This window comes from Undibacterium sp. TJN19 (assembly GCF_049339485.1).
Classification (GTDB): Bacteria; Pseudomonadota; Gammaproteobacteria; order Burkholderiales; family Burkholderiaceae_D; genus Undibacterium.
The window spans coordinates 1-25,686 of record NZ_JBMPPL010000002.1 but is presented as its reverse complement, the minus strand read 5'-3'; the positions used below and the strand labels follow the sequence as shown (position 1 = coordinate 25,686).

The following is a 25,686-nucleotide window of genomic DNA, read 5'->3' as shown; positions in this document are numbered from 1 at the left end:
AAACTACAATCTGATACGATTTTCATCGTACCGGCAAACTTAAATTCAAACCCGTAAAAACTGCGGATAAGCATCGATTTTTTCTTGCAGTCTTTGCGCCAGACCGGCATCGGCAGTATGTAATTCGCGATGTATGATTTGCGCCTCATCACGGTAAGCCAGAATCTTTTCATTATTCCAGTAATGCGGCGGGTGATACAGGTTGGTGATCCTATCCGCCATTTTCACCATCCATATCTCATGCGGTTGCTGCCTTATCCTGCGCAGGCTGTCGCGCATTTTTTCTTCCTTGTCTGACAGGCTGTCATCTTTCGATAAGGCCAGCACGCCATCAGCAACATCTTGGCCAAACTCTGCTGCGATCATTTCATAACTGGCGCTGGTATCTTCTATCGTGTCGTGCAGCAGCGCGCACTGCACGGCCAAAGCACTGTTCGCTTCAGGGTTGGCCTGCAAGGCCCAGATGACTTCCATCGCTACACTGGCAATGTGATTGATGTATTCGACCTGTTCGCCTTCGACAGTGCCGCCATAGGTCTGGCCATGGTGATGCCGCGATGAAAATACCCAGGCTTTCGCAAACATATCGGGGTGCCAGTAATTTGTCATAGTCTGCCTTTCAAAATATTGATTGGATAAAAAAATTTAAGCCAATAGAGGGCGATTCAATTGCGTGCGCCACTGCGTTGCATCGCCGCCAGATTCTGGCCCTGCCAGATAGCATTCCCACAGACTGGGCGCTGGCATATTGTCATTGACGCTGATCCAGGTGGCAAATTCACCCCAGGCTGCTCCCAAGCCTTCATAGGACCCCTGGTAAACGGTACGTGCGACCTTACTGGCCGGCAATTGTGATGGCATGACGCGACCAGTGGCAGTGATCACTGCATTGACGGGTACGCCCACTTCAAAATCAAAGATTGCTGAAGGCATGCTCAGGTGATGCGAAAACAGCGGCCCCACAGGGGTAATGCCTTGCTCTGCCAGAGCAGCCATCAATTCGGTAATGGCTGGTCGCATCTCTTGCGGACATTCTTCACGCTTGATAGTCAGGCGGATGACCGCAGTTTGCTGCGCTGCCAAATCCAGTATTTCAGGTGTACTTAACATGGTGCTCTCCTTACTTTTAAAAACCAAAAAAGCTGTTTCGCCGCGTTAGCCATGCCCTCAGCGCGGCCCGGTTTTACATCACCAGAAATGCCAAAGCAGCGACGCCAGTAGGTGGTAAAGCCCCCAGTAACAAACCCAGTGCACCAATCGACTCATCATTAAATCCGCGTCTTAGCAATGCCACGCCAGCCGGATTGGGTGCGTTGGCTATCACTGTCAAACCGCCTCCGGCAACGGCACCAGCCACCAGCAGGTATTTGGCCTGCTCGCTCAGGCCAACGATCAGCGACCCCAGATACGTCAACGCTGCATTGTCGGTAATGGCCGTCAGGCCCAGCGCTGCAAAGAACAACACGAAAGGGCTCAAGCTGGAAACAATCGGCTGCAACCACCATTGCTGCATCCCACCCAGTACCACCAGGCCAGCCAGAAAGAAACCAACCAGCAAACCCTCTTTCAGTATCAGCGGGTTCTGGTAACGCTCATACGCCTGGGTATAACCCATGAAGAACAAAAACAAACCCAGAAAAAATACCGGGTGATGCGCAAGCATGACCACCCCTGCCAGAAATGCCAGATGGATCAGACTGACCGTCAAAGGCACGGGCAGGCGCTCATCCTGCTTGGTCTTGCCAGGTTCTGCAGTGATATGTCGGCGCAATAACAGGGTGATGACACTGGCATTGAATACGACGGCAAGCGCAGCTTTCCAGCCAAACGTGCTTGCCATGAAATTGCTGTCCCATTGCCATGCAGAGGCTACCATCAATACTGGAGGAGCTGCATAAGAGGTCAGTGTGCCACCGATGGACACATTGACAAACAACACGCCCAGCGCGCCATATTTAAGCCATTCAGGCATGTCTTGTCTAAATATTTTGGGTGCCAGCATCAGGGCCGCCAGGGTCATTGCGGCTGGTTCGGTGATCAGCGCCCCTAATAGCGGCACCACAGCAAGGCCAAACCAGATCAAGGCGATGGCATCGGGCACTGGCGTCACACGCGCTAGCCCGGCAAGTATCTTTGCGACAATTTCAAGTACGGGGCGCGAGGCCGCCACCACCATCACAACGAAGACAAACAGCGGTTCGGTATATTGGCGTGATTCTGCATAAGCGACTGCGGCGTCGCCACCTGATACCAGTGCCATGAGCAGAATCAGAACAAACGCCCAGAAACCAAACACCACTTCCACTTCACCCAACAAATGCAACAAGCCGGCATGACTGGCATGGCGATGCGCCAGCACTTCAAAAAATTTGGCGCTGAAAGTATGTAGCAGCGCCAAGGCAAAGATGACAGCACCGATAATTTCAATAGGGTTCATTTCTCTTTTTCTGATTTTTTGTGATTGCTGACCTGCCCGGACTAACTGGTGATTCAGAGTAAATCTGATACATGGCAGGCCATTACCGGTGACGACTGTGGCCAATGCAGGTCAATGCTTAAGTTAGCCAGGGCAACTCAAAACCTGGTCTGACGCGCTGCCCGCAAGAAACTGTCGAGTATCGGTGTGCAGTCCAGCAATTCAGTTTGATGCGCCTGATGAAATTCAGGATGCCATTGCAGGCCAACCACGAATTCAGCCTTCTGATAGCGTATCGCTTCTATCATATTATCATCGGCGGCGACAGCTTCTACCACCATATCGCGCCCCAGGTTCTTGATGGCCTGATGATGGATGGAATTCACCCTTGCCACGGCAGGCATGGCTAGCATTTTTGCCAGCGTTGATTTTTCGGTAAAACGCAATTCATGAAAATGCTGGTCATACAAATCATCGACATGGCGGATAGCACCGGGTACTTCGCTGGCAATATCCTGATATAGCGAACCACCGAAGGCCACGTTCAATAATTGGCAGCCACGGCAGATACCCAGCAAGGGTTTCCCCGCTTCGATAAATTCATGCAGCAGTTCCAGTTCATACATATCACGCGTGCGATCACCCGGCCATTCAGGGCGAGTGGTTTGCAGCGAATAACTTTCAGGTGCCACATCGGCACCGCCTTGCAAAACCAGCCCATCAAGATGCTTCGCGTAATCACGCAAGCGTATATTGCTGGGGCGTATCAAGCCATTGGTATTGACTGAAGGGATCATGAAAACCATGACATCGCGTGACATGACCCATTGTGCAATCGATTCTTCCAGATATTGCAAGGTTTTGCTGGACAAACCTTTAGAACCGGCCTGTGGATGGAAAATTCTGGCCGATACACCAATCTTCAAAGTACGCTTGGTCATACCACGCGCGGCTCTGTCAGATACGGCACGCAAACGTGCAGAAACCAGATCAATTAAATTGCGCCAGAGTCGCTCTTCAATAGAACGACCGCTGGCTTTACCTTCGTCACCAAACGCTGCCTGAGCACTTTGCGCACCTTGCAGTCTTGGCGTACTTTGTGGTCCTGCAGTAATTTGATCGGCCTGCTACGCTGGTGATGCTGGAAATATTTCCAGTGTCTGATTCTGAACAGGTGCTTCAGGCTGTTTGTCGGTTTTCGTATCTGACATGATATCTGCAGTTTAGTCCAAATCTGAATTGGCGTGGGAAAAGCCGGATAGTTTTCCATTTTTTACCATCAGTGCGCACCTGCTAAATTTGTACTATATGATCTCTTGTATATGATTTGCCAGACTCTGGCATGTCTCACTTGCTTGCTTACCTACTTGCTTGCTTACCTACTTGCTCACTTACTTGCAAACCGATTTCAATATGACAGCACGCTTTCCCACATTCTTGATATTCGCAGTTATTGCAATTATCTGCCATGCCACTGTCGCAAAGGCCGCAGATACGCCTCCAGTTGCGCCTAGCAAGGACGAGTACGCCAATCTTGCCGGTGACTACCGGCTCATCAGCGAAACCATGACCAAGCTTGACGGATCGCCTTTCCCTTGCGCCAAAAACCGTGATGGCAGTATATTTGAATGCAAGACAGTCAAAGGAAAACTGCACATCGAAATTTTGCCGGACAAGTCCTACTTATTCCTGGAAGCCAGTACGACTAAAGACGTCGGTACTATAGGCTACATGGGAAATTATCAGATCAAGCAAGGGAAAATTGTCCAGGCGATCTACACGGCGAGCGGTTTGATCTGTTGCGATGAATCAATCAAGCAATTCAAGCTTGATGGCGACACCTTACTCCGTTATATGGAGACCACCAACACAAAACACACCAGCGTCTGGAAGCGCGTAGGCAGTGAAGAAGTGAAAGACAAATACCTGGAACGTGAGCTGGCCAAGCAGAGAAAATATTATCTGGAATTGCGACAGAAATAGCTATCCACATGCTGACGGCCAAATCAATTCGCCTTCACCGCACTACATAACCAGTCATGGAATAATTGCGCCTCGCCCCTTAGCAATACTGCAGATGGATAGACAAGATAATAGGCAATACCCGTCCTGATGGCGGCCTTGAAGGGCATGACCAGTTCTTTATTTTTCAATTCTTCTTTGACCAATGTTTTTCTGGCGAGGGCAACCCCCTGCCCTCTCTTTGCCGCTGCGATGGTGGCACTCAAATCGTCAAACACCTGGCCAGAATTCCAGTCGACGCCTTCAGTCTCTGTCGCTTCCAGCCATAGCCGCCAGTCTTGCTTGCCTTCATCATGCAGCAAGGTCAGCTTGTTCAACTCATTGGTTGACTTGAACTGTCTATTGTTCTTCAGCAGGTGCGGGCTACAGACAGGCTGCAAGGGATCGTCAATCAGCAATTCAGATTTTAATCCGGCATAACGGCCCAGCCCATGCCTGACGGCGAAATCGACATCGTCGCGGGAAAAATCAGCCAGTCTGTTTGAGGTGCTGATACGTACATCAATGGTGGGATGGGCAGCGTGGAATTTTGGCAATTGCGGCATCAGCCATTGCATCGCAAACCCTGTCGTGCAACTGACGGTGATCTTTGCATGTGACCCTTGCTCCAGCAAGCGTCTGGTGGCTTCTTCCAGTTGCCGGAATGCGGTGCGAAGATCCAGAAAGAACTGTTCACCCTCAACTGTCAGCGCAATACCGCGCTGGTCTTTCTTGAATAAGGTGATTTGCAGCAGATCGGTCAATTTGGCGATTTGCTGGCTCACCGCGGCTGGTGTCACATTCAATTCGGCAGCTGCATTTTTAACGCTCATGTGACGGCTTACACACTCAAAGTAGTGCAACGCTTTCAAAGGAGGAAGTCGCTTCATGATTGTTTAGTTTTTCTAATCTATTAACATAAAAAATGAATTGTAATATGGCATGTTACAGTGATCTAATCATGGAATGGCAGCAATATTTAATAAGAATTTCTTAGTTATCATTCTTGCCGCTTGCCATCTCTTGCGACACACACTGGCAACAGGTTTGCTGCCAAATTTGAAAGGACTACTTCTTGAAAACTACTGACATTATCCGGCTCATCAGTCTGGCGGCGATCTGGGGTGCCAGCTTTTTGTTCATGCGCATGGTGGTGCCTGTCATGGGTGCCATACCCACCGCTTTTTTTCGCGTACTGTTTGGCACTGCCGGGCTGGCCCTGATCTTGCTGATCATGCGTGTGCGCTGGGATTTCAAGAAAAAACTGGGTGCAGCAATGGCCTTGGGCGTCATCAATTCGGGCATTCCCTTTGTCATGTTCAGCCTGGCTGCCAAGGTGTTGCCAGCCGGTTATTCGGCGATTTTGAATGCCACAACACCGCTGATGGGCGTGGTGATCGGTGCCCTGTTTTTTTCCGAGCGTCCCAACGGGTTTAAAATCATGGGTGTCTTTATCGGCATAGCCGGTGTCGCCGTGCTGACCTCGACCGGGCCTGTGCAATTCAATACGCAATTATTGATCGCTGCCGCAGAATGCCTGTTTGCCACTACCTGTTATGGGCTGGCCAGTTTTCTCACCAAGAAGTGGATATCTGCAAAAGGCGGACTGGACAGCAAACTGGTGGCGTTTGGCAGCCAGCTCGGTGCCTTGACCTTGATCCTGCCGGTGTTTGCCTACAGCAGCACAACGCAGGCGCCTGCATCATGGGGTAACAGTACGGTATGGCTGACACTGGCGGCATTGGGCCTGGTCTGCACGGCGCTGGCATATATCCTGTATTTCCGCCTGATTGCCGATATTGGCCCGGTCAAATCGCTGACGGTGACATTTTTGATTCCCCTGTTTGGCGTCCTGTGGGGAGCGGTGTTTTTAAATGAGCGCATTACCGCTGCCCACGTCGCCGGCGGTGCGTTGATAGGCCTGGCAGTGTGGCTGGTGTTGCGGCCAGAGCGGGCGAAATTAGCCGGATAGCCATTCATGCTATGATAATTTCACTGTTTTCATCCTTAACCAATCAAGGTGGATCTGATGAAATTATTACGCTCAATCGCACTTCCCCTCGCTTGCACCCTTACACTGAACCTGCCAGCACACGCAGAAATACTATGCCAGGCAAGTAAAACTACAGTGGAAGAGCAGCAATGCATGATAGCGGAACTGGCCAAGGCAGATAAGAAACTGGTGACCTATCTGCAAACTGCCAGAGCACAACTGGCAAAAACCTCAGACAGCAAACTCAATCTGGATGAGGCGCAAAAAGCCTGGGAACAATACCGCACGACCCATTGCGCCGATGTGTACACCTATTGGGCGGAGGGCAGCATACGCTACCGGCAGTCAGCCCAATGTCAGATTGATCTGTCACAGCAGCGTACCCATGATATCTGGAAGGCCTATCTGAGCTTTGCTGACAGTACACCACCTGTTTTGGCCGAACCTTAATCTCTTTTTATCATTAATATATCAAAAATATATCTTATGGATTGCCTGTATAATTCATCGCTGCTTGTCCAAGGTTTCATTCAAACAGGTACAACCCCGAAGAAAACATACAGGAGAACGCCATGCAATACCGCGAAGATATCAATAGCCTCATCAATCACGATGGAGATGATGCCGGCGTGAGCCGACGCAGTTTCATCCAGACCGCCGTAGGTGTCGGCTTTGCAGCGGCAGTAGCGCCTGTGTGCGCGCAAACCATGATCAAGACCGACCGGGTTGGCCTGACAGATGGCGTAGCGACCCTGGTTGTCGATGGGCAAAATGTGCCTGTGTATTATGCCAAGCCAGAAGGCAAAAGCAATTTACCGGTGATACTGGTGATCTCCGAGATTTTTGGTGTGCATGAGCATATCGCCGACGTGGCACGCCGTTTCGCCAAGCAGGGTTACCTCGCACTGGCACCAGAATTATTTGTGCGTCAGGGCGATGCCAAGAATACGGCCAGCATGGCTGAACTGATGGCAAATATCATTTCCAAAGTACCTGATGCGCAAGTCATGGGTGACCTCGATGCGACTGTCGCGTGGGCGGCCAATAATGGTGGCGATATCAAGCGCCTGGGCATTACCGGCTTTTGCTGGGGTGGTCGTATTACTTGGCTGTATTCTGCCTACAATCCATCCGTCAAGGCTGGCGTGGCATGGTATGGCCGCCTGCTTGGTGATGCTACCGCACTGACACCCAAGCACCCTGTTGACATTGCCGCTGGCCTGAAAGTGCCAGTGCTGGGCCTGTATGGCGCGAAAGATACCGGCATCAATGCAGAATCTGTTTTCAAGATGCAAGTCGAATTGAAAAAAGGCAATAGCAATTCGACATTCCATATTTATCCCAATTCCGGTCATGCTTTCCACGCCGATTACCGCCCCAGCTATAATGAAGCCGATGCCAAAGATGGCTGGAGCCGTTGTCTTGCCTGGTTCAAGGCCAATGGCGTAGTTTGATCTCCTATTTTTGACGCTTTGTATCATCTGTTCAGGCAGACGCGGACACTTTGCACCGCGCTTGCCTGAACAGCCAGAAACGCTGCGGGTTTGCATCTGTCAGTGTTCATCATTCCAAGGATAACCATGCACACTTACGACTATGATTTATTTACCATAGGCGGCGGTTCGGGCGGTGTGCGCGCCAGCCGTTTTGCTGCGCAATATGGTGCCCGCGTTGCCCTGGCAGAATCGGGGCCGCTGGGCGGCACTTGCGTCAATGCCGGTTGCATCCCCAAAAAACTGATGTCCTACGCCGCGCATTATCATGAGGACTTTGCCGAAGCAAAAGGTTTTGGCTGGCAGACTGGAGAACCGCATTTTAACTGGGCCACACTGGTGGCCCATAAAGACCGCGAGATATCCCGTCTCAATGGTATTTATGCACAGATACTGACCAACGCCAAGGTACATACCATTCACGGTCATGCACAGATCATTGATGCCCACACCATTGCCGTGAACGGAAAAACCTATACTGCGCACCATATCCTGATTGCAACTGGCGGCCATCCCACGCGACCCGATCTGCCAGGCAGTGAACTGGGCATTACTTCAGATGATTTCTTCCACCTGCCTGCGCTGCCTGCGCATGCCGTCGTCAAAGGTGGTGGCTATATTGCGGTTGAGCTGGCATCGATTCTGAATGGCCTGGGCTGCAAGGTAAGCCTGGTGCAGCGCGGCGCGCAGATATTGCGCAATATGGATAGCGACCTCGGTCATTTCCTGATCAGCGAAATGCGCAAGAAGGGCGTGGACATGGTACTCGATAGCAAAATCCTGTCCATCAGCAAGGATGGCGAAAAGAAAAAAGTCGAGCTGAGCGATGGCCGTACGCTGGATAGTGATTGCGTGTTGTTTGCCACTGGCCGTCAACCCAATACCCGTGGTCTGGGCCTGGAAAATGTCGGCATACAAGTACGCGAAAACGGTGCCATCATCGTCAACGAACATTTCGCCACCAATGTCGATAATATCTATGCGATAGGTGATGTGATTGACCGTGTGGCACTGACACCGGTGGCGCTGGCAGAGGGCATGGTAGTGGCGGCCAATCTATTCCAGCATGGCAAGCGCCTGATGTCATATGACAATATTGCGACGGCAGTTTTCAGCCACCCGAATGTGGCAACTGTTGGCCTGACTGAAGCCAGAGCGCGTGAAAAACACGCTCATGTGAAAATTTTCAAAAGTGAATTCAAGGCATTGAAGCATACCCTGTCTGGCTCTGACGAACGCTGCCTCATGAAGATGATCGTTGATGCTGACACGGATCGTGTGCTGGGCATTCATATGGTAGGCCCGGATGCCGGTGAAGTCATACAGGGCTTTGCTGTGGCCATGCAATGCGGCGTCACCAAAGCGCAAGTTGATGCCACCATTGGTGTACATCCTACACTGGCGGAAGAATTTGTGACGATGCGGACACCGGTCATGTAGTCACGCAATTTGTAATTCGTAATTTGTAATTCGCAAGCTTAAAAAATAACGCCCCTTTACAGGGGCGTTATTTTTACTTCGCCACACTGATTTCACTACATTTTCGTGCGATGAAACCAGATGGGTAAGGACTTAGTCGCTGGCAACCAGGCTGACGCCGCTGATGGCGCTGTAAGCTTTGACCAGGACATAGTAAGTACCTGCTGCGGGAGATGTAATGGTGATGCTTTCCGCAGTAGTCGGACCATTGGATCTTTGCAGGTAAGACGATGTCGTTGGTGCTGAACCTACTTGTACATACAGGTCAGCATCACCGGTACCACCGCTGGTTTTAAACGTTACTGACGGACGACCGGCAGGCACCACGAAGGTGTAGACAGTTGAAGCGCCAGATGCCAGCGTGATGCCTGTGACAGGAACGCCATTGTTCAACACCGTACCAGGGTTGGAACCCTGATAGCTGGCAACCAGGCTGATGCCGCTGGCAGCGGTATAGCCATGTACCAGCACATAATATGTGCCGGATGCGGGAGCAGCGATGGTGATGGACTCAGTCGTGGTGGAACCATCTGATTTTTGCAGGTAGGTCGTGGTCGTTGGTGCTGAACCCAGTTGTACATACAAATCGGCATCCCCTGTACCGCCCGTTGTTTTGAACGTCAGGTTGGTTGCACCGGCAGGTACGGCAAAGGTATAGATCAGGTTGCCGCCGGTAGCAACAGCAATGCCTGTCACCGGAACATCCTTGGTCAATGCCGTATTGCCTGGTGGCGGTGTGGAACCCATGGCAGCAGCAAAATTGGCCATGTTCAGACTACCGTAACCACTGGCATAATCCCAGCCTGCCTTGGCGGTATAACCACCATTGCTGCCAGATGTGATGTCATGGAACATGCCTGGAGTGCTGGCCGCTTTCTGGTAGATGGCAGCAGCCGGGAAAGGCAAGGCATTGCCGTTCATCGATTGTACCCTGGCCCAAAAACCGGTGAAGATCGGTGCTGCCAGACTGGTGCCACCGATTTGCTCGTTGGAACCATTGACAATCACCAAAGCACCGCTGGCCGGATCTGCATCAAAAGAGATGTCTGGCGTACCGCGCTTGGTAGAAGAACCCAGGACGCCGGAACTGATTTGCCAGCTTGGTGCAGCTTCAGTCAGGGATGGCCCGCCACCTGCGCCACCGTTTGCGCTTTGCTGGCAGCTTGAGGCTGTCGTGCAAGCCCAGACGGATTCAGATACCCAGGTGCTACCGGAGGTATTGAGCAAGGTGCCGCCGACGGAAATCACATATGGTGATACCGAAGGATAGCTTTGCGAAGTACCAGGCCCACCACATTCATAGGCACCCGAATCACCCGAAGAGACCGAGAAGGTCTGGCCCTGGGCGACGGCGGTCTGGAAGATCTGGTCATTACTGGCCATGATGCCTGAATTGTAGGCATCGTTTTCGCATTCACCCAGCGAGACGTTGATGGACTTTGCCACATTGTCGCTGATGACGCGATTATAGGTAGCCGTCAGATCCGCGTCACTGAGCGTGGTGGCTGTGTACAGTATCATCTTCTTGATGGTACCGCCCGCAGCTGCCAGCGCATCTTGCGTATCCATATTCCATTCACCGATACCGGCAGTATCCGAACTGGCAGCACCGACTGTCACCGTCTGTACATTGACAGCCGGATAACCAGCGCGGCTGGTGAAAGTGTTCAGGTCAGTAATGGTCTGTGTCATGCTGCCCTGAGTGATGATACCAATGGTGGCATTGACCGCGCTGGGCAAACCCGTGGCGTTATAGATGGCAGAAAATTCTGTCGGGTTGTGGCCCGAATTTGCCAGCGTATTCGCTTTGGGTCTGACCAGGTTGGTGTGATGCAAATGAATGGTTTGCAAACCATGCACTGCCAGCACCGTATCGCTCAGAGACTGCGGTATGGAAACATCCGTCAGATTGGCCTGGGCAGTACGGCCATTGACCGTGTAGGTATGCAAGTCGGTATTGAAGGCGGTTTTCACCGTCGACGCAGCACCATCGGCACTGACCAGCATGCGGTTATCGGATACCTGCACATTGATGAAACCACTGTTCTTCAAGTGATCTACCACGGCTTGCACCTGGGCTGCCGTTGGTGCATAGCGGCTCAGAAAATCTGCATTAGAGATGGTTTTAACGTTCTTGCCGCTCAAAATCCCGGCAGTCAGCGTATCCAGGTCAGCCTTGTTGCGCAATTTGAGTGACACCACCACATGCGTCGGTGCGCCCGCCTGCAAAAGTGTCGCTGTTGATGCCGATGAGACGGTAGCAGGTATCCTCGTTGCTTTGGTCGCTGTTGGCGCCCATTGTTCAGCCTGAGCAGTGCCGCTTAGCACGGCCAGAGCCATCGTGATGCCTGATAGTAGTTTTAAATTACCACTGATTCTCATTACTTCTCTCCCTCTTTTTTTTGATTCGAAGAATGTGATCCGCTTAATTTTTATGGTTGATTAAACCGATCGACTCAGTCACTGATCCCTGTCCCTATTGATCAGGGATTGGCAAATTGAACAAGCCGGTTTGTTTGAGCCGGCTTAGCCAATTCACCGTTGGAACGTCTGATCAGGCTGCGCGTGGCCTTTTCATCTGCTCCCTATTGCTATGCAGGCAATTGATCAAATCATCTGCATAGAAATTCTTTTAGGCAATAGAAATACCACTTGCATGCAAAAACGCCATACAAGACATCATCTACCTATGAAAAAATTTAAAATCCTATAAAAAGTTCCAATACCAGTGTGTTATTTTTGTAACGAAAGCCGATTATTAACATTCTTTAACAATATGTCAAAAAAATTAATTACTTAAGCTTGAATATATATCTTTTATTAAGATTAACGGCTTCGACCGTTTGCCTCGTTCATAGAGGAAATGTCATATATTTGATAAATATTTCTCTTATATGAGCGGTTGCAAAAATGCAACGATATGCCCACCATCTAATTTCGATACCTGAAAATCGATCGCCACGTGACAATCGCAATGATTCCGATGCATCAATAGGACGTATGCAGGCTCTGGCAACTGCATATTGAACGCAGTGTTGGCAAACATCGGGCCAGGCATCAGTCGACCTGCGCAGGCTGCGCGGCGTCTCGCAGCAGTCCTGGCATCTGACTTGACGCCCTGATGGCATTTAGTGAAACTGCGTTTTACCCACACGCACGATTGGCCGAGATAGCTGGCAGCATCTGCACCAGCCCCTTGGTAATTTGCAGAAATCCCTGGTATATGTTCTAATTTGCAACCTGGTTGCAAATTCCCGAGGTTTAAAATTCACTCCACGTTGTTATCCATCCTGTTTGCCACCACGATTGCTGGTGTGTTGAGCATTAGTGCCGCTGCGATCTTTTCGTTTTCTCTCTTGTCGAAAGTGGTGGAACGCATGGTCAGCCTGTCGGTGGGCATCATGCTGTCGACTTCCTTGCTGCATGCCTTGCCTGAAGCTTTCGAATCCAAGGCAGATACGCGTACCCTGTTTGCCTGCCTGCTGGCTGGATTACTGGCCTTCTTCCTGCTGGAAAAATTCGCTATCCTGCGTCATTCACATCACCACGAGGGCGACGGTCACCATCATGAAGACGGTCATGACGCGCATGAAGCCGGTCGCGCCGGCTGGATGATACTGGTCGGTGATGGCATGCATAATTTCACTGATGGCATATTGATCGCCGCGGCTTTCCTGGCCAATCCCAAATTGGGCCTGGTGACTGGCCTGGCAATTATTGCGCATGAAATTCCTCAGGAAATTGGTGATTTCATCGTCTTGCTCAATGCCGGCTTCAGCCGCATGCGCGCCTATTTATATAACCTGATATGCAGCATGATGGGTGTGGTTGGTGGCGTGGTCGGTTACTTCACGCTTGAGCATGCGAGTGGGATGATCCCGTATGTGCTGGTCTTTGCATCTTCCGGTTTTATCTATATTGCCGTCAGTGACCTGATGCCGCAAATGCAGCGCCGTGCGACCTTGAAAGAAACCATACCGCAGATTTTATTGATTGCCCTGGGCGTAGTGCTGGTGCTGTTTGTCACGCGTCATCATTAACCGCAACACATTTAATTATTCACCATTCGCTGGAATTCATTTCAGCATCCGGATCTTTTTTCATCTGAAAAAAGTGCATGCTCAATGCAGCATGCGCATCAAAAACCACATGCAAAGTCCTGCAGCGCACATAACAATGATGGAAATTCATTCGTCAATTTTCTGACGTATTTTGTGCGTGTTCTCCTACTCCTGTCCTACTCCCTCAACACACCATTGTCGTTATGATGAATTCACTGATTCACATCAAATCAGTGAAATGCGACCGCGGCATTCAGCGGAAAATTTGAGGAGTTTACTATGCCTACACAATCGACTAATTCTGGTAATAACCAAGGTTCCAAATCTGCCACCACTCAAGGCGGCACACACGAACAACACGTTAAAGCTGGTCAGCAAAGTCACAAAAATGATGGTAGCGGATCTGCTTCGAATTCGAAATCGGCAAGTGGCAGCAACAGCAATTCCACAGGCTCTGGCAAATCCCAACGTAGCGATTCCAAATCCAGTTCGGATTCGAAACATCGCTAATCAAAACGTTATTCATCATGAATAACAGCAAGTAAAACGCTTGCATGCAGTACCACTAACAGGGTTGGCAATTCAAAAAGATTGCTGTGACGAAGCCTCCGGCATCCATGGTAATTCCCATTCCCTGTTAGTTATCGGCACAGGCGGTTTCACAGGAAATCTCATGACTATTTCCATGCTTTCGCCATCGAATAACACACATACAGAAATCATTTCTGCTGTAGAGAGGCAACGCGCCATCCAGTAGCAACAAGATGCCAAGGATGCCCGGCCTACCGGAAGAAAAACCGAAAAGAGAACCGCAGTACAAACCAGCCCCGAACAGCCAGCGCCTCCGCTACCAGACCAGCATTTAAAAAACCGGGTGTAGAAGCTGATATGGAATTGCAGCCGCGCTTTCTGGCACCGACCTATACCGGAAGTAAAAAACTCAGAGACCGGGTTGCTATTATCACCGGCAGTGATTTGGGTATTGGGCGTGCAGTGGCAGTCCTGTTTGCCAGGGAGGAGCCGATGTCGCCATCGTGTATTTAAGCCCAGAAGAAAAACAGGATGCTGAGAAAACCGAAATGCATGTGAATCAGGAAGGGCAGCATTGCCTGTTGATACAGGGTGATGTCAGGGACATGCAGTTCTGCGAAAAAGTGGCGGCCAGCGTCATGCAAAAATTTGGCAAAATCAATATTCTCGGCAATAATGCTGCCTTCCAGGAGCATGCAGATTAGCTGCTGGATTTGACTGAAGAGCATTTCGATGAAACCATGAAGACCAATATTTACGGTTATTTTCACATGGCGAAAGCGGTGCTTCCTCACTTGAAAAAAGGCGATACCATCATCAATACCGGATCGACAACGGGCCTTAGCGGCAACAAGGAATTGCTCGACTACTCAGTCACCAAAGGAGCGATTCATGCCTTTACGAAATTACTGGCCCTCAATTTGCTGGATAAGGGCATACGTGTGAATGTCGTCGCGCCAGGGCCGGTCTGGGCGCCGCTGAATCCGGCAGACAAGACGCCAGAAGACATTCAGAATTTTGGGAAACATACCGACATGCGCCGGCCTGCCCAGCCTGAAGAAATATCGCCAGCCTATGTATTTTTAGCTGCACCCAGCTGCTCCAACTATATCACCGGCATAGTACTGCCTATTACGGGCAGTGTTGGCTAAGCCGCATAGCGGCTTTACATACAACAATGCCGCCACGGTGCCAACAACCGGGCGGCGCTTACAGCGGCATCCTGAAAAGCAGGATTTCAGATCACCGCTCTACCGGACGTGACGTATCTGCACACCATTCGCTCCATGAACCAGGATACAGGGCGGCACCCGACATGCCTGCCACTTCCAGCGCCAGCAAATTATGGCAGGCCGTCACTCCTGAACCGCATTGCATGATGGCCTGGCTGGCATCGCTGACGATGGGTGACCATTCCTGATGCAATTGTGCGGCGGGCTTGAAACGGCCGTCGGCTTGCAGGTTGTCTTTGAAGAAGCGATTTTTTGCGCCGGGAATATGGCCGCCAACCGGGTCCATGGTTTCATTTTCGCCGCGGTAACGGTCTGCGGCACGTGCATCCACCAGGGTTTTCGCAGCACTGCTGATATTGCTCAGCACCTGTGTCACATCCAGCGTATGCACCAGCGCAGGCAGCTCACTGATCGTACCCGCACTGGTTACCGGCACCTCTCTTGTCAAGGCTTGTTGGGCAGCCTGCCAGGCGGGCAAGCCGCCATCCAGCACAGCCACAGCGCGATGTCCAACCCAGCGCAACATCCACCACAGACGCGCTGCAAACATGCCGCCATGCGCATCATAGACAACGACCTGACTATCATTATTGATACCCAGGCTTTGCAGCGTGGCGATGAAATCAGCTTTTTCTGGCAGAGGGTGACGACCGCGAAAAACACCATCTGGCCCCACTTTTTCGGCCGACAGGCGTTGATCAAGATGGACAAATTGTGCCCCAGGAATATGGCCCTGGTCATACGCTGCCTGCCCGGCATTGGTATCCATCAAATCGTGGCGACAATCCAGCACGACCCATTGTTTATCATCGGTATGAGAAGCCAGATCTGCTGCACTGATCAAAGTTGTGTACATCTTTTTCTCCTGAAAATAAGCCGCAAACTATTGTATTAGAGTTTTATTCCGTACTGATGGCGTCGCTGGCAATTGCCGGCTGACTGGTTCTTGCATTATAAAAGGTAGCGATGAGGCCGCTGCATAGAATCACCGCGATACCGACCCAGCTCAGCCAGGCCAGGCTTTCTTTCCAGACCAGCATATCCCACACGCTGGAAAACACAATGCCCACATATTGCAGGTTGGCAGTAACGAGAGTATTACCCAGCCGATAGGCCCGTGTCATGGCCATTTGTGCCGATGCAGCTGTCAGACCTATCGCCAATAACAGCCAGATACCTTTGTTACTGAGCGTATGCCAGATGATTTGCTGGCCGCCTTCGCTGGCGAAGAATTTTCCCAACATCGTGCCCAGCAGGCCCGCCAATGCGCAGGTCGTGGAAAAATAAAACACCACGCGGTATTCAGGCTCGCCCATCAAGCCCATTTGCCTGACCTGCATGTAGGCCCAAGCTGCGAGCATGCCCGATATCAGGGCAAGAACGCCACCCATGACCTGGTCAGTATGTATGCTGGGGCGTAGCAACAAAACCACGCCGACAAAACCCATAAGGATGGCGGCGATGGGTTGCCAGGTCAGCCCACGCTGCTTGCGCCACCATGCGCCTGTCAGCAAGATGGCAGCGATCCAGATGGGGGACATATAATTCAGTGTCACCGCCATCGCCAGTGGCAATTTGCCCAAGGCATAAAACCATAACCATAATGAGATGACACCAACACCACCACGCACAAGATGATGGTAAGGCATGCCTGTTCTTAAAGTGCCACCCTGCAACCTGACCAGCATGGCGATCATCAGCATGCCTATGGCACCGCGATAAGCGACAATTTCAGCGGTAGAATAATCGGCCGATGCCAGCTTGACGCAGACACCCATGATGGAAAACAGAAAACTGGCAACCAGCATCCATAAAGACTGCATAAAAACTGAGCTCCAAAAAAATAAGGGAGGCACGCGCCTCCCCTATAAGCAATTTACTAGAAAGTCATTTTTCTTCGATACCACTCATGAAAGTGCTGCATGCCATCTTCCATTGGTGATTGATAGGGGCCGACTTCACTGACATCACGGTCGAACAGTATCTTGCGGCCAGCATCCATGCGCAAGGCGATTTCATCATCCTCGACGCAGGTTTCCATATAGGCTGCACGTTCAGCTTCTATGAATTCGCGTTCAAACAGCACGATTTCTTCAGGATAATAAAACTCAACAACATTACGTGTCTTGCCGGTCGCGGTTGGCCACAGTGTCGAGACCACCAGCACATGCGGATACCATTCGACCATGATATTGGGATACAGGGTCAACCAGATCGCGCCATATTTTGGTGTTTCGCCATTACGGAACTTCAACACCTGTTCTTGCCAGCGCTGATAAGTGGGTGAACCTGACTTCAGCAAACCCTTGTGCACGCCAACGGTCTGGACGCTGTAATCTTCGCCGAATTCCCATGTCAGGTCATCGCAGGATACAAAGCTGCCCAGGCCAGGATGGAAGGGTTCGACATGGTAATCTTCCAGATAGACTTCGATAAAAGTCTTCCAGTTGTAATCGCATTCATGCACTTCGACATGGTCGAGCATGTAGTCACTGAAATCAAGGTCTTGCGTGACGCTGAGGCGCGACATGCGCTCCATGACGTTATAACCGTTTTGCTCGAATAGCAGGCCATTCCAGTTTTGCAGTGGCGTGCGTTGCAAATTCAGGCAGGGGGTATCGGCAAAATGCGGTGCACCGATGAGTTCGCCTTTGAGGTCGTACGTCCAACGATGCAGCGGACAGACAATATTCTTGCTGTTGCCACGGCCATTGAACATCAGCGCCTGGCGGTGACGGCAGACATTGGACATCAGTTCTATGCCCTGGGCGCTGCGCACCAGCATGCGTCCTTCGTTTTCAGAAGCAAGCGTGGCAAAATCGCCGACATGGGGCACCATCAGTTCATGGCCGACATAACGTGGGCCAGACTGGAATAAATCTTTGATTTCACGCTGTAAAAGCGTCTCATCAAAATACACGTGAACCGGAAGTTGCGCGTCAGAACGCGCGAGTGTAGACAAAGAAGCCAGATCGGACATCCCCACCCCCCAAATTAATTTGCACCAACCTAAGAGAGAAAGAATCCACAAAAACCTGTTCCGTAAGGACTTTCAATCCAGACGAAAATTCAAACGATCAAACGACTTGAAGAGGAAATTTTGGACAGAACCGCGGATTATACCTGAAATGTAAAAAATTTTCCCCTTCTTAATTCTTTGCCAAGGCTTTCTTCATTTCTTATGAGAAATACATATATACCAACCGCACTGAAGTCTTTGCGCCACAGCTGGCTTGCCAGAAATATCAATAAGGAACATGATAGTTGCAGCCCCTCACCCATTGTCACCAGGGTCTGTTGCCCTCCTTATGGAAGCAGTATCATGAAAAAAACCTGGCTTTGCCTGTTCACGATATTTCTTTGGATGTTTTCCAGCCTTGCCGGGGCGCAAAAATCGGCACCGCAGGTATTGCGCATCGCCACCGGCGAGCTGCCACCTTATGCCACTGAAAGCCGTCCTGACAAAGGTATTGCCTTAAGCATCGTGCGCCGGGCTTTTGAGCTCGAAGGCTATCAGGTTGAATTCACATTTTTGCCCTGGTCACGTTCACTGGCAGAGAGTCGTAATGGCAAGTGGGATGGTACGGCATACTGGGGCCACAAGCCTGAGCATGACACCAGTTTTTTCCTGAGTGACAATGTCATCACCGAGCAATGGGTGTTCGTCTACCGGACTGCGCTGGACTTCAAATGGAAGCAGCTCAGCGATCTGCAAGCCTACCGTGTGGCGATGATACAGGACTATACGTACACGCCCGAAATCTGGGCAATGGCCAACAAGGCAGAATTCAAGGCTGAGAAATTACCGAATGATATGGCGGCCCTGCGCATGCTGCTGTTAAAGCGGGTTGATGTCGCGCCGATGGAACGCAATGTCACCTGCGATTTGCTGGCCCGTAATTTTTCACCAGCAGAGGCTGCACAGCTGTCGGCCCATCCCAAACTTATGACGGAAAGCTTTACCACTCATCTGATGCTGCCACGCAGTTTGCCTGCCAGTGCCGTGCGGATAGCAGCATTCAACAATGGCCTGAAAAAATTGAGGGCATCAGGTGAATATCAGAAATTGCTGGCGCAGGTAAACTGCCCCCAGGGCTGGTCGGACGTGGCCAAGACAAAAGAGTAGTACCTGACAGGGCATCAGTATGCGCTTTGCTCTTGTTCCGTCGCGGCATCACGCGGCGCATTCAGCGGCAGTATCATGATGAAACTGGCCCCGTGATCGGGTTTGCTGTCTACCCGTATGCTGCCCCCAAGCACATCGCGTACAAGGTTATAGACAATATTCAACCCCAGCCCACTACCACCCTGCCCCAACTTGGTGGTAAAAAAGGGGTCGAAGATACGTCCCATATTGATCTCCGTAATACCAACACCATTGTCCCTGACGCATAGCTCGACTGAGGCTGGCAGGGTATCGAGCAAGTGTGCCTGAATCTCAATCACCCCATTATCGCGCTCTTCAAATCCGTGCAGCACGGCATTATTGATGAGGTTACTGATAATCTGCCCCAGCAAGCCGGGATAGGCATCCATCGAGATGCCTTCGGGTATCTGAATACGTACATCCTGCACACTACGCTTGATGCTGGCCCCCATGGTCAGCACCGTTTCACGGACAACTTCATCCAGTAGAAATTCACGCCTGTGCGCACTGGTTCTGTCGACAGCTACCCGCTTGAAGCTGCCGATCAGGTCGGCTGCACTGTGCAGGTTGCGCAGCAGGATATCACTGGCCTGCAAGTTGTTTTCTACATAGCTTTGCAGGTAGGCACGGGTCACACCCTTTTCCATTTTTCTTTTGAATTCCTTACTCAAGTCCTGCACAGTACTGGCGACGGTCACTGAGTTACCTATAGGCGTATTGAGTTCATGCGCCACCCCTGCCACCAAAGAACCCAGTGCCGCCAGGCGGTCGGTACGCTGAATTTCCATATGCGCATTGTTGAGGTTTTCCAGTGCGGTACGCAGTTCCTGGTTGGAGTCATGCAATTCGCGGGTACGGTCATCCACCCGCTGCTCCAAAGTTGTATTGTGACTGGCTTGCAGGTTCATTAATTCGCCCAGACGCACCCGCATGGAATCCACCCCCAGCGCCAGACTGCCCAGTTCATCTGGACGATCTACCCTGACCGGTTCAGTCAACTGCCCCTCACCGAGGCGATCAACATCATGCTGCAATTGCCGCAGAGGTTGCATCATGCGTCTTTGAAATAAGAGCCACAAGAGAAAAAATGAAATCAGCAATTGCAGCATGATGGCCGTACCGGCGCGCAGCAATTTGTGCATGAATTCCTGCTCAACAAGTTGGCTGCTCATCGATATTGTCACCCGCCCGATGACTGCACCATCCTTGTGGATATCACGGCTCTCGGTGATCACACCTTCTTTCGGCAGTTGCTGCTGCCCTGCCTGAATAAACCGGCCGAGAGCCGCATCTTCGACGACGATACGTCTGACATCAGGGTTCAGCATGACGGAATTGACAAAGCTTTGGGCAGCACTGGCATCGACCTGCCACAGCGGGATGGGCATGGTCTGCTCCAGCATGCTCGCATATTGCATCAATGGGCCACGCACGCGCACATCGAGATCACGTTGATAACTGTCACGCGCGAGCAGAGATCCCAGCAAGAGCGCAGGCACGACTATACCCAAAGCGATACCCAACACTATCGCATTTCGCAGCGACAAGGTGCCAGCACGACTGGCCGGCGCGGCAGGTGGATGAACTTTTTTGATTTGCATCGCTACTGCTAATCCCAGGGTTAAGGCTTCAGCGGCTAACTGGCAGAATTTACCCGAATTTGTAGCCAGGGCAATCCATGAATATTTGATTGTAATCAATCAGGTAATGTTCACAACAGGCGAATATCAGCTACCTGCCCTGGCATTTTAGACCAGGCACCAATACCCGATCAGACTTCATGGGGAGCAGATAGGCGCGACCAGATACATCGCGATGCACAATTATTCTACCTGAAATTAAAGCTTGTCTTGCACGAGCGAAACATTTAACTGTGTCCCCCAGCTTCAAATAAATTGAAAAATTGTTTTTTACACCGCATTCCTGACAATGGTTTGATTTATATCAGGAAGCATCGGCAGTATAGGCTTAGTATCGAGACAAGGAAAATCCCTTCCTCACATCAGGAGTCCTCATGCAAGTTGAAACCCACCCGCTAGCCAACGATTTCCCCGAATTCAAAGAACTTATCCATACATTGAAGCTGGACAACGCCCATTTCTCTAAACTGCTGGCTGAGTATGAAGTGACAGACAAGAACATCACTCGTGCAGAAAACGACCTGGATCATCTGGGTGACGCTGTACTGGAAGGCTTGAAAAAAGTTCGTATCAGTCTGAAAGATCAGCTATTTCAAATTTTGCAAGGACACGCAGAAAAACCCTGAGTTAACCTGATTGAGAAATGCTCATTGCCCGGCACCTGCTAAACCCTGCGCTTGGGTCTGAACACTTGCTGGTCGGCGTAGAAAGCAGGGTCTTGCTGCGACCACCAGCCGGGTATACCCAATACCGGCAATGGTGTGTAATCTGCTGTTGTCAATTGGTGATGCATTAATTGGGTGGCAACTTGCTGATCCAGATAATTACACTTGTCAGCACGGTCAAAAACAAAATAATCGGCCTCTACGACGACTACCCAGGTATGGGCGGTAATCGCCTTATACGGCTGTACCAGTTTTTCCATCAAAGCATGACCAAAGCTCCAGACCTCAGCGCAGCGCTCGAATTTATCTGCCTGCACAACAAAGACAGATTGCCATTCGTGGGCACGCAAGGCGTCGAGCAAGGCGAAACCTTCTACGGAATTTTCCACCACCAGCAAAGCCGCATTTTCATCAAAGATGGTAGCAGCATCACGCGCCGGGCCGCGTGATTTACCTATGCCCAGGCTGGCAATTTGCGCTGCCTGCAAGGCATTCAACTGACGTTTGATGCGCGGAAACGTCAACCATACCAGGGCGTTAAAAAAATCATGCAGATTATCTCTGGTTGGCACTTGACCGCTGACGCTGATATGCGCCTCGTAAGCGATGCCTTCAGGCAGTGCTTCCTGCGGAATGAATTGCAAGGGCAAACCCAGGTGATTTTGTAGTCTTGCCTGGCTAGCCAGTTGATTGAGTTGCTGTCGCCAGTCGGCCGCAGTGAGCAGTTTTTGCGCAGCCTGATGCACGGGTGCAAACCAGGCATGCGACCAGTCAATCGAATCAAAAAAACGCGGCTTCATCAACATCCGCTCAGGCTGCCAGCATCTTCCAGTGCAAGGTCTCGCCACTGTTCAAGGGCACAATGGTGCTGTCAGCAAATGGCAGTTCTGTCGGCATTTGCCAATCTTCACGCTGCAAGGTGATTGTGCCCGTATTACGTGGCAACTGGTAGAAATCCGGGCCATTGAAACTGGCGAAGGCTTCCAGCTTGTCGAGCGCACCAGCTTGTTCAAATGCCTGTGTGTACAATTCCATTGCATGCAGCGCGGTATAACAACCTGCGCATCCACAAGCATGTTCCTTCAAGCCCTTGGGATGTGGTGCAGAATCCGTACCAAGAAAAAACCGCTTGCTGTCAGAAATAGCCGCCTTCACCAGCGCTTGTCTATGGGTTTCCCGCTTGAGTACAGGCAGGCAATAATAATGCGGGCGTATGCCGCCCTTGAAGATTTCATTGCGGTTATACAGCAAATGGTGGGCGGTAATAGTTGCTGCGATCGGGCCGGACGCTTCCGCCACATAAGCAGCCGCATCGCTCGTGGTAATATGCTCAAACACGACTTTCAATTCGGGCATGTCGTAACGTAAAGGCTGCATCACGCGCTCAATGAACACCGCTTCACGGTCGAACAAGTCAATTCCAGGATCCGTCACTTCACCATGCACCAAGAATGGCAGGCCAACTTCCTGCATGACTTCCAGCGTCTTGTAGCAGTTTCTCAGGTCAGTCACGCCCGCGTCGGAATTCGTCGTGGCACCGGCCGGATACAGCTTCACCGCATGGACAAAGCCGCTGTCTTTGGCGCGGCGGATTTCATCGGGCGGCGTGTTATTGGTCAGGTACAGCGTCATCAGTGGTTCAAATTGCATACCAGCTGGCAAGGCAGCCAGGATACGCTCACGATACGCTGCGGCCTGTACTGTTGTAGTCACAGGTGGCTTCAGGTTAGGCATGATGATGGCGCGGGCAAACTGCGCTGCCGTATGTGGCAGTACGCTGGCCAGGGCAGCACCATCGCGTACATGCAGATGCCAGTCATCAGGGCGGGTAATCGTGATCTGTTGCGGGGAGAAATCAGTAGTAGAGGCAGTCATGTTGGCTCGAAGTGACGGAATACCGGCATTTTACCTTTTCCCCTCCTTTTTCACGACTATTCACAATGATTGACTGATTTCTGCATTTTCTCAACCTGGTCATAAAGACAAAAAACCACCATAAAGGTGGTTTTTTGCCAGTGGGTAGCGGGCTACCGCGGTATATTGCTTGCTACGGAATTAAGCGATGAAGTCGCCGGCAACGATGGAACCTGCGCCAACCAGTTTAACGATAAAGTCAGTTGCATCAACAGTACCTACAGTGCCACCGATGTTTTGGAAGGCATAAGTACCAGCTGCTGTACCTGCCGCTACCGTGATCACGTAGGCCTGGGTATTGGCTGCCAGTGTTGCTCCAGCGGCCGTTGCTGCTGTAGCAATTGCTGCTGCCAGAGTGGATACATCAGCAGTAGCGATGGACAACAAGTTCAATGTAGTTGCTGCTGTACCAGTTTTGAATACGTCAGCACCAGCGACTTTGAAGTTTGCCACTGTATCGATGTTAGCCAATACAGAACCAGAAGCAATCACATCAGCACCAGTTGCAGTGGTGGACAAATTGATCGTATCAGCACCAGAACCACCAGTGATGGTTGTGTTACCTGTACCAGCCCCCAGAATATTCAGAGTCTGACCACCTGTGCCCAGAACAACATTACTGATGTTAGTAGCAGCAGATTTAGTGAAGTTCAAAGTCACGCCAGCACCGTTTTCATTTGTCACTGTCCATGCAGCATTGGTGCCTCCAGTGACATTGACAGTTTCAATGCCAGTTGTTTTTGTACTCAAGTTGATTGATGCTGTTACTGCACCAACGTTCAGCACATCATTACCCAGGCCACCGTTGATAGTAGCGATGGTAGCATTGTAGATTGCTTCGCTGATGTTCAGTGTGTCATCGCCTGTACCACCAACAACGCTCGTTGTATTAATAGCAGCGGTGAATGTATTGGTACCGTTAGCCAGGTTGTAGTTTTCAGTGTTAGGCAGAGCTGTAACCGTACCCGCTGTTGTCAGTGTGAGGGTTTCTGTACCTGCGGCAGTCACCGTAGCGAAAGCAGCCCACTGCGCGGCGGTCATCGTGAATGAACCATTTGTTGTGAACAATGCTTGCTCAAAACCAGTGATATTGGCTGCAGAAATATTGCTGCCATTGGCAAATATCAGCAAGTCAGTTGTACCAGAGCCGGCAGTAAAAGTACCGCTATAAGTCTTCCCTTCCAGTGTCAGCTGGTTATTACCATTGCCGAGGTTGATGTTGCCAGCCAGCATGGAGCTGCCAGAGTTGGCCAGGAAGACGCGGTCATTACCTGTACCGCCGTTAATGGTAGTCACGCCAGCAGTAGCAACATTGAAATACACGTCGCTGGACGTATTGTCTGTTGTCACAGTCTTGATATTAGTGATGGTATTACCGCCGCCGATAACAATACTGCCGCCCCCAGTAAAGGTAATCACGTCTGTATCACCGGCATTGCCGTTGATGGTAGTACCAACCAGAGCAGCCGCATTACCTGTGAAGTTATCATTGACATTGGCCGCACTGTTGAATATGCCACCTGCAGTCAGCGTGATAGGGGTCAATGCTGAACCACCACCGTTGATTGGAGATGTACCGACAACACCTGTTGTTACTGTTGCGCCACCAGATACAGTCACTGCATTGGATGTCGTTGTGTTGTTCACGCCGCCACCAGTTGCATTGGAAGAAGACGCTGTGTCAATCACCAAAGTACCGCTTGTAACAGAGATCAAAGACAGATCGATGTTGTTTGCACCAGCGATGTCATCAACGATCGTCAGTTGATGTGGGACATTGCCAGAGAACACCAGAACTGGCGTGCTCAGGGACAGAGCAGCACGGGCAGCAACCAGAGCAGCGTACTGAGATGCAGTGATCACAACAGCAGAGTTTGCCTGAATTGTTTCGATACCAGACAAAGTCGCACCAGCCAGATTGATCGCACCGTAAGTCACCAGTGTATCGTTACCTGCACCCAGATTGATCGTGTCTGTCACAACGCGAGCAACAGCAGTTGCTGTGGATTGTGTATTGAGGTTCACACCGTTTTCAACAACGTTGTACGTACCGGCAACATAGTTACCCAGCAGGACAACGCGGTCAGCACCAGCGCCCAGTTGGACGAAGTTCG

General features: G+C 51.0%; 22 protein-coding genes and 1 pseudogene. 10 read left to right on the top strand and 13 right to left on the bottom strand.

The genetic code is table 11. The features are described from left to right. Positions 1–45: 45 nt before the first annotated feature. The 4 genes from ACO0LH_RS08310 to ACO0LH_RS08295 form a co-directional block, all read right to left on the bottom strand. Positions 46–609: an HD domain-containing protein gene (locus tag ACO0LH_RS08310; RefSeq protein ID WP_422940603.1), complete on the bottom strand. Its 564-nt coding sequence runs from the start codon at positions 607–609 to the stop codon at positions 46–48. A gap of 36 nt (positions 610–645) precedes the next feature. Continuing rightward, on the bottom strand, positions 646–1,110 hold the full coding sequence (locus ACO0LH_RS08305) for a GyrI-like domain-containing protein (RefSeq protein ID WP_422940602.1): 465 nt from the start codon (positions 1,108–1,110) through the stop codon (positions 646–648). Positions 1,111–1,183: 73 nt separating this feature from the next. Next, positions 1,184–2,437 carry a putative Na+/H+ antiporter gene (locus tag ACO0LH_RS08300; RefSeq protein WP_422940601.1) on the bottom strand — a complete coding sequence of 418 codons (1,254 nt, stop codon included), beginning with the start codon at positions 2,435–2,437 and terminating at the stop codon, positions 1,184–1,186. Between the two features lie 137 nt (positions 2,438–2,574). Beyond that, the gene (locus tag ACO0LH_RS08295) at positions 2,575–3,531 is read right to left on the bottom strand and encodes a gamma-glutamyl-gamma-aminobutyrate hydrolase family protein (protein WP_422941162.1); all 957 of its coding nucleotides are present in this window, start codon (positions 3,529–3,531) and stop codon (positions 2,575–2,577) included. A 298-nt stretch (positions 3,532–3,829) separates the two neighbouring features. Between ACO0LH_RS08295 and ACO0LH_RS08290 the strand changes: the two genes are divergently transcribed. Next, positions 3,830–4,399: a hypothetical protein gene (locus ACO0LH_RS08290; protein WP_422940600.1), complete on the top strand. Its 570-nt coding sequence runs from the start codon at positions 3,830–3,832 to the stop codon at positions 4,397–4,399. A 23-nt stretch (positions 4,400–4,422) separates the two neighbouring features. Here ACO0LH_RS08290 and gcvA read toward each other — a convergent pair whose 3' ends face one another. After that, entirely contained in the window at positions 4,423–5,307 is an 885-nt protein-coding gene (gcvA, locus tag ACO0LH_RS08285; protein ID WP_422940599.1) for a transcriptional regulator GcvA, read from the bottom strand. 185 nt (positions 5,308–5,492) lie between these two features. On the opposite strand from gcvA, the gene ACO0LH_RS08280 reads away from it, so the two are divergent. The 4 genes from ACO0LH_RS08280 (at position 5,493) to gorA (ending at position 9,343) form a co-directional block, all read left to right on the top strand. Next, the gene (locus ACO0LH_RS08280) at positions 5,493–6,389 is read left to right on the top strand and encodes a DMT family transporter (protein WP_422940598.1); all 897 of its coding nucleotides are present in this window, start codon (positions 5,493–5,495) and stop codon (positions 6,387–6,389) included. Positions 6,390–6,446: 57 nt separating this feature from the next. Next, positions 6,447–6,860, top strand: a complete 414-nt coding sequence (locus ACO0LH_RS08275) for a lysozyme inhibitor LprI family protein (RefSeq protein ID WP_422940597.1) — start codon at positions 6,447–6,449, stop codon at positions 6,858–6,860. A gap of 122 nt (positions 6,861–6,982) precedes the next feature. Beyond that, positions 6,983–7,864: a dienelactone hydrolase family protein gene (locus tag ACO0LH_RS08270; RefSeq protein WP_422940596.1), complete on the top strand. Its 882-nt coding sequence runs from the start codon at positions 6,983–6,985 to the stop codon at positions 7,862–7,864. 126 nt (positions 7,865–7,990) lie between these two features. Beyond that, on the top strand, positions 7,991–9,343 hold the full coding sequence (gorA, locus tag ACO0LH_RS08265; protein ID WP_422940595.1) for a glutathione-disulfide reductase: 1,353 nt from the start codon (positions 7,991–7,993) through the stop codon (positions 9,341–9,343). A gap of 132 nt (positions 9,344–9,475) precedes the next feature. Here gorA and ACO0LH_RS08260 read toward each other — a convergent pair whose 3' ends face one another. Further along, a complete protein-coding gene (locus tag ACO0LH_RS08260; protein ID WP_422940594.1) occupies positions 9,476–11,764 on the bottom strand; it encodes a pre-peptidase C-terminal domain-containing protein in 2,289 nt (762 codons plus the stop codon). A 908-nt stretch (positions 11,765–12,672) separates the two neighbouring features. On the opposite strand from ACO0LH_RS08260, the gene ACO0LH_RS08255 reads away from it, so the two are divergent. From ACO0LH_RS08255 to ACO0LH_RS08245, 3 genes and pseudogenes are all read left to right on the top strand, one after another. Further along, complete coding sequence (locus ACO0LH_RS08255; protein WP_422941161.1) at positions 12,673–13,422, top strand: ZIP family metal transporter; 750 nt, start codon at positions 12,673–12,675, stop codon at positions 13,420–13,422. A 300-nt stretch (positions 13,423–13,722) separates the two neighbouring features. Beyond that, positions 13,723–13,953 carry a hypothetical protein gene (locus ACO0LH_RS08250; protein ID WP_422940593.1) on the top strand — a complete coding sequence of 77 codons (231 nt, stop codon included), beginning with the start codon at positions 13,723–13,725 and terminating at the stop codon, positions 13,951–13,953. Between the two features lie 163 nt (positions 13,954–14,116). Next, a pseudogene (locus ACO0LH_RS08245) lies at positions 14,117–15,125 on the top strand (SDR family oxidoreductase). 91 nt (positions 15,126–15,216) lie between these two features. Here the strand turns inward: ACO0LH_RS08245 and ACO0LH_RS08240 are convergent. The 3 genes from ACO0LH_RS08240 to ACO0LH_RS08230 are packed head-to-tail and all read right to left on the bottom strand — an operon-like array spanning position 15,217 to position 18,186. Next, entirely contained in the window at positions 15,217–16,062 is an 846-nt protein-coding gene (locus ACO0LH_RS08240) for a sulfurtransferase (RefSeq protein ID WP_422940592.1), read from the bottom strand. Between the two features lie 43 nt (positions 16,063–16,105). Further along, the gene (locus ACO0LH_RS08235) at positions 16,106–17,029 is read right to left on the bottom strand and encodes a DMT family transporter (RefSeq protein ID WP_422940591.1); all 924 of its coding nucleotides are present in this window, start codon (positions 17,027–17,029) and stop codon (positions 16,106–16,108) included. 56 nt (positions 17,030–17,085) lie between these two features. After that, complete coding sequence (locus ACO0LH_RS08230; RefSeq protein ID WP_422940590.1) at positions 17,086–18,186, bottom strand: aromatic ring-hydroxylating oxygenase subunit alpha; 1,101 nt, start codon at positions 18,184–18,186, stop codon at positions 17,086–17,088. Positions 18,187–18,528: 342 nt separating this feature from the next. On the opposite strand from ACO0LH_RS08230, the gene ACO0LH_RS08225 reads away from it, so the two are divergent. Then, entirely contained in the window at positions 18,529–19,332 is an 804-nt protein-coding gene (locus ACO0LH_RS08225; protein WP_422940589.1) for a substrate-binding periplasmic protein, read from the top strand. Between the two features lie 14 nt (positions 19,333–19,346). Here the strand turns inward: ACO0LH_RS08225 and ACO0LH_RS08220 are convergent, their stop codons facing one another. Continuing rightward, positions 19,347–20,954 carry a sensor histidine kinase gene (locus ACO0LH_RS08220; protein WP_422940588.1) on the bottom strand — a complete coding sequence of 536 codons (1,608 nt, stop codon included), beginning with the start codon at positions 20,952–20,954 and terminating at the stop codon, positions 19,347–19,349. Between the two features lie 413 nt (positions 20,955–21,367). Here ACO0LH_RS08220 and ACO0LH_RS08215 point away from each other — a divergent pair, with 413 nt between their 5' ends. Further along, positions 21,368–21,619 carry a YdcH family protein gene (locus ACO0LH_RS08215; protein WP_422940587.1) on the top strand — a complete coding sequence of 84 codons (252 nt, stop codon included), beginning with the start codon at positions 21,368–21,370 and terminating at the stop codon, positions 21,617–21,619. A gap of 38 nt (positions 21,620–21,657) precedes the next feature. Here ACO0LH_RS08215 and ACO0LH_RS08210 read toward each other — a convergent pair whose 3' ends face one another. The 3 genes from ACO0LH_RS08210 to ACO0LH_RS08200 form a co-directional block, all read right to left on the bottom strand. Beyond that, positions 21,658–22,458, bottom strand: a complete 801-nt coding sequence (locus tag ACO0LH_RS08210) for a DUF3025 domain-containing protein (protein ID WP_422940586.1) — start codon at positions 22,456–22,458, stop codon at positions 21,658–21,660. A 10-nt stretch (positions 22,459–22,468) separates the two neighbouring features. After that, positions 22,469–23,533, bottom strand: coding sequence for a dihydroorotase (pyrC, locus tag ACO0LH_RS08205; protein ID WP_422940585.1), 1,065 nt, complete (start codon positions 23,531–23,533; stop codon positions 22,469–22,471). A gap of 180 nt (positions 23,534–23,713) precedes the next feature. Next, a partial coding sequence (locus ACO0LH_RS08200; RefSeq protein WP_422940584.1) for a beta strand repeat-containing protein occupies positions 23,714–25,686 on the bottom strand: 1,973 nt, incomplete at its 5' end.

Excerpts from the sequence above, each read along its gene's own strand:
- ACO0LH_RS08225 (WP_422940589.1), top strand. The coding sequence starts at position 18,529 with ATGAAAAAAACCTGGCTTTGCCTGTTCACGATATTTCTTTGGATGTTT.
- gorA (WP_422940595.1), top strand. The coding sequence starts at position 7,991 with ATGCACACTTACGACTATGATTTATTTACCATAGGCGGCGGTTCGGGC.
- ACO0LH_RS08240 (WP_422940592.1), bottom strand. The coding sequence starts at position 16,062 with ATGTACACAACTTTGATCAGTGCAGCAGATCTGGCTTCTCATACCGAT.
- ACO0LH_RS08275 (WP_422940597.1), top strand. The coding sequence starts at position 6,447 with ATGAAATTATTACGCTCAATCGCACTTCCCCTCGCTTGCACCCTTACA.
- ACO0LH_RS08250 (WP_422940593.1), top strand. The coding sequence starts at position 13,723 with ATGCCTACACAATCGACTAATTCTGGTAATAACCAAGGTTCCAAATCT.
- ACO0LH_RS08220 (WP_422940588.1), bottom strand. The coding sequence starts at position 20,954 with ATGCAAATCAAAAAAGTTCATCCACCTGCCGCGCCGGCCAGTCGTGCT.
- ACO0LH_RS08215 (WP_422940587.1), top strand. The coding sequence starts at position 21,368 with ATGCAAGTTGAAACCCACCCGCTAGCCAACGATTTCCCCGAATTCAAA.
- ACO0LH_RS08270 (WP_422940596.1), top strand. The coding sequence starts at position 6,983 with ATGCAATACCGCGAAGATATCAATAGCCTCATCAATCACGATGGAGAT.
- ACO0LH_RS08290 (WP_422940600.1), top strand. The coding sequence starts at position 3,830 with ATGACAGCACGCTTTCCCACATTCTTGATATTCGCAGTTATTGCAATT.
- ACO0LH_RS08305 (WP_422940602.1), bottom strand. The coding sequence starts at position 1,110 with ATGTTAAGTACACCTGAAATACTGGATTTGGCAGCGCAGCAAACTGCG.
- ACO0LH_RS08300 (WP_422940601.1), bottom strand. The coding sequence starts at position 2,437 with ATGAACCCTATTGAAATTATCGGTGCTGTCATCTTTGCCTTGGCGCTG.
- ACO0LH_RS08210 (WP_422940586.1), bottom strand. The coding sequence starts at position 22,458 with ATGAAGCCGCGTTTTTTTGATTCGATTGACTGGTCGCATGCCTGGTTT.
- gcvA (WP_422940599.1), bottom strand. The coding sequence starts at position 5,307 with ATGAAGCGACTTCCTCCTTTGAAAGCGTTGCACTACTTTGAGTGTGTA.
- ACO0LH_RS08310 (WP_422940603.1), bottom strand. The coding sequence starts at position 609 with ATGACAAATTACTGGCACCCCGATATGTTTGCGAAAGCCTGGGTATTT.
- pyrC (WP_422940585.1), bottom strand. The coding sequence starts at position 23,533 with ATGACTGCCTCTACTACTGATTTCTCCCCGCAACAGATCACGATTACC.
- ACO0LH_RS08235 (WP_422940591.1), bottom strand. The coding sequence starts at position 17,029 with ATGCAGTCTTTATGGATGCTGGTTGCCAGTTTTCTGTTTTCCATCATG.
- ACO0LH_RS08230 (WP_422940590.1), bottom strand. The coding sequence starts at position 18,186 with ATGTCCGATCTGGCTTCTTTGTCTACACTCGCGCGTTCTGACGCGCAA.
- ACO0LH_RS08260 (WP_422940594.1), bottom strand. The coding sequence starts at position 11,764 with ATGAGAATCAGTGGTAATTTAAAACTACTATCAGGCATCACGATGGCT.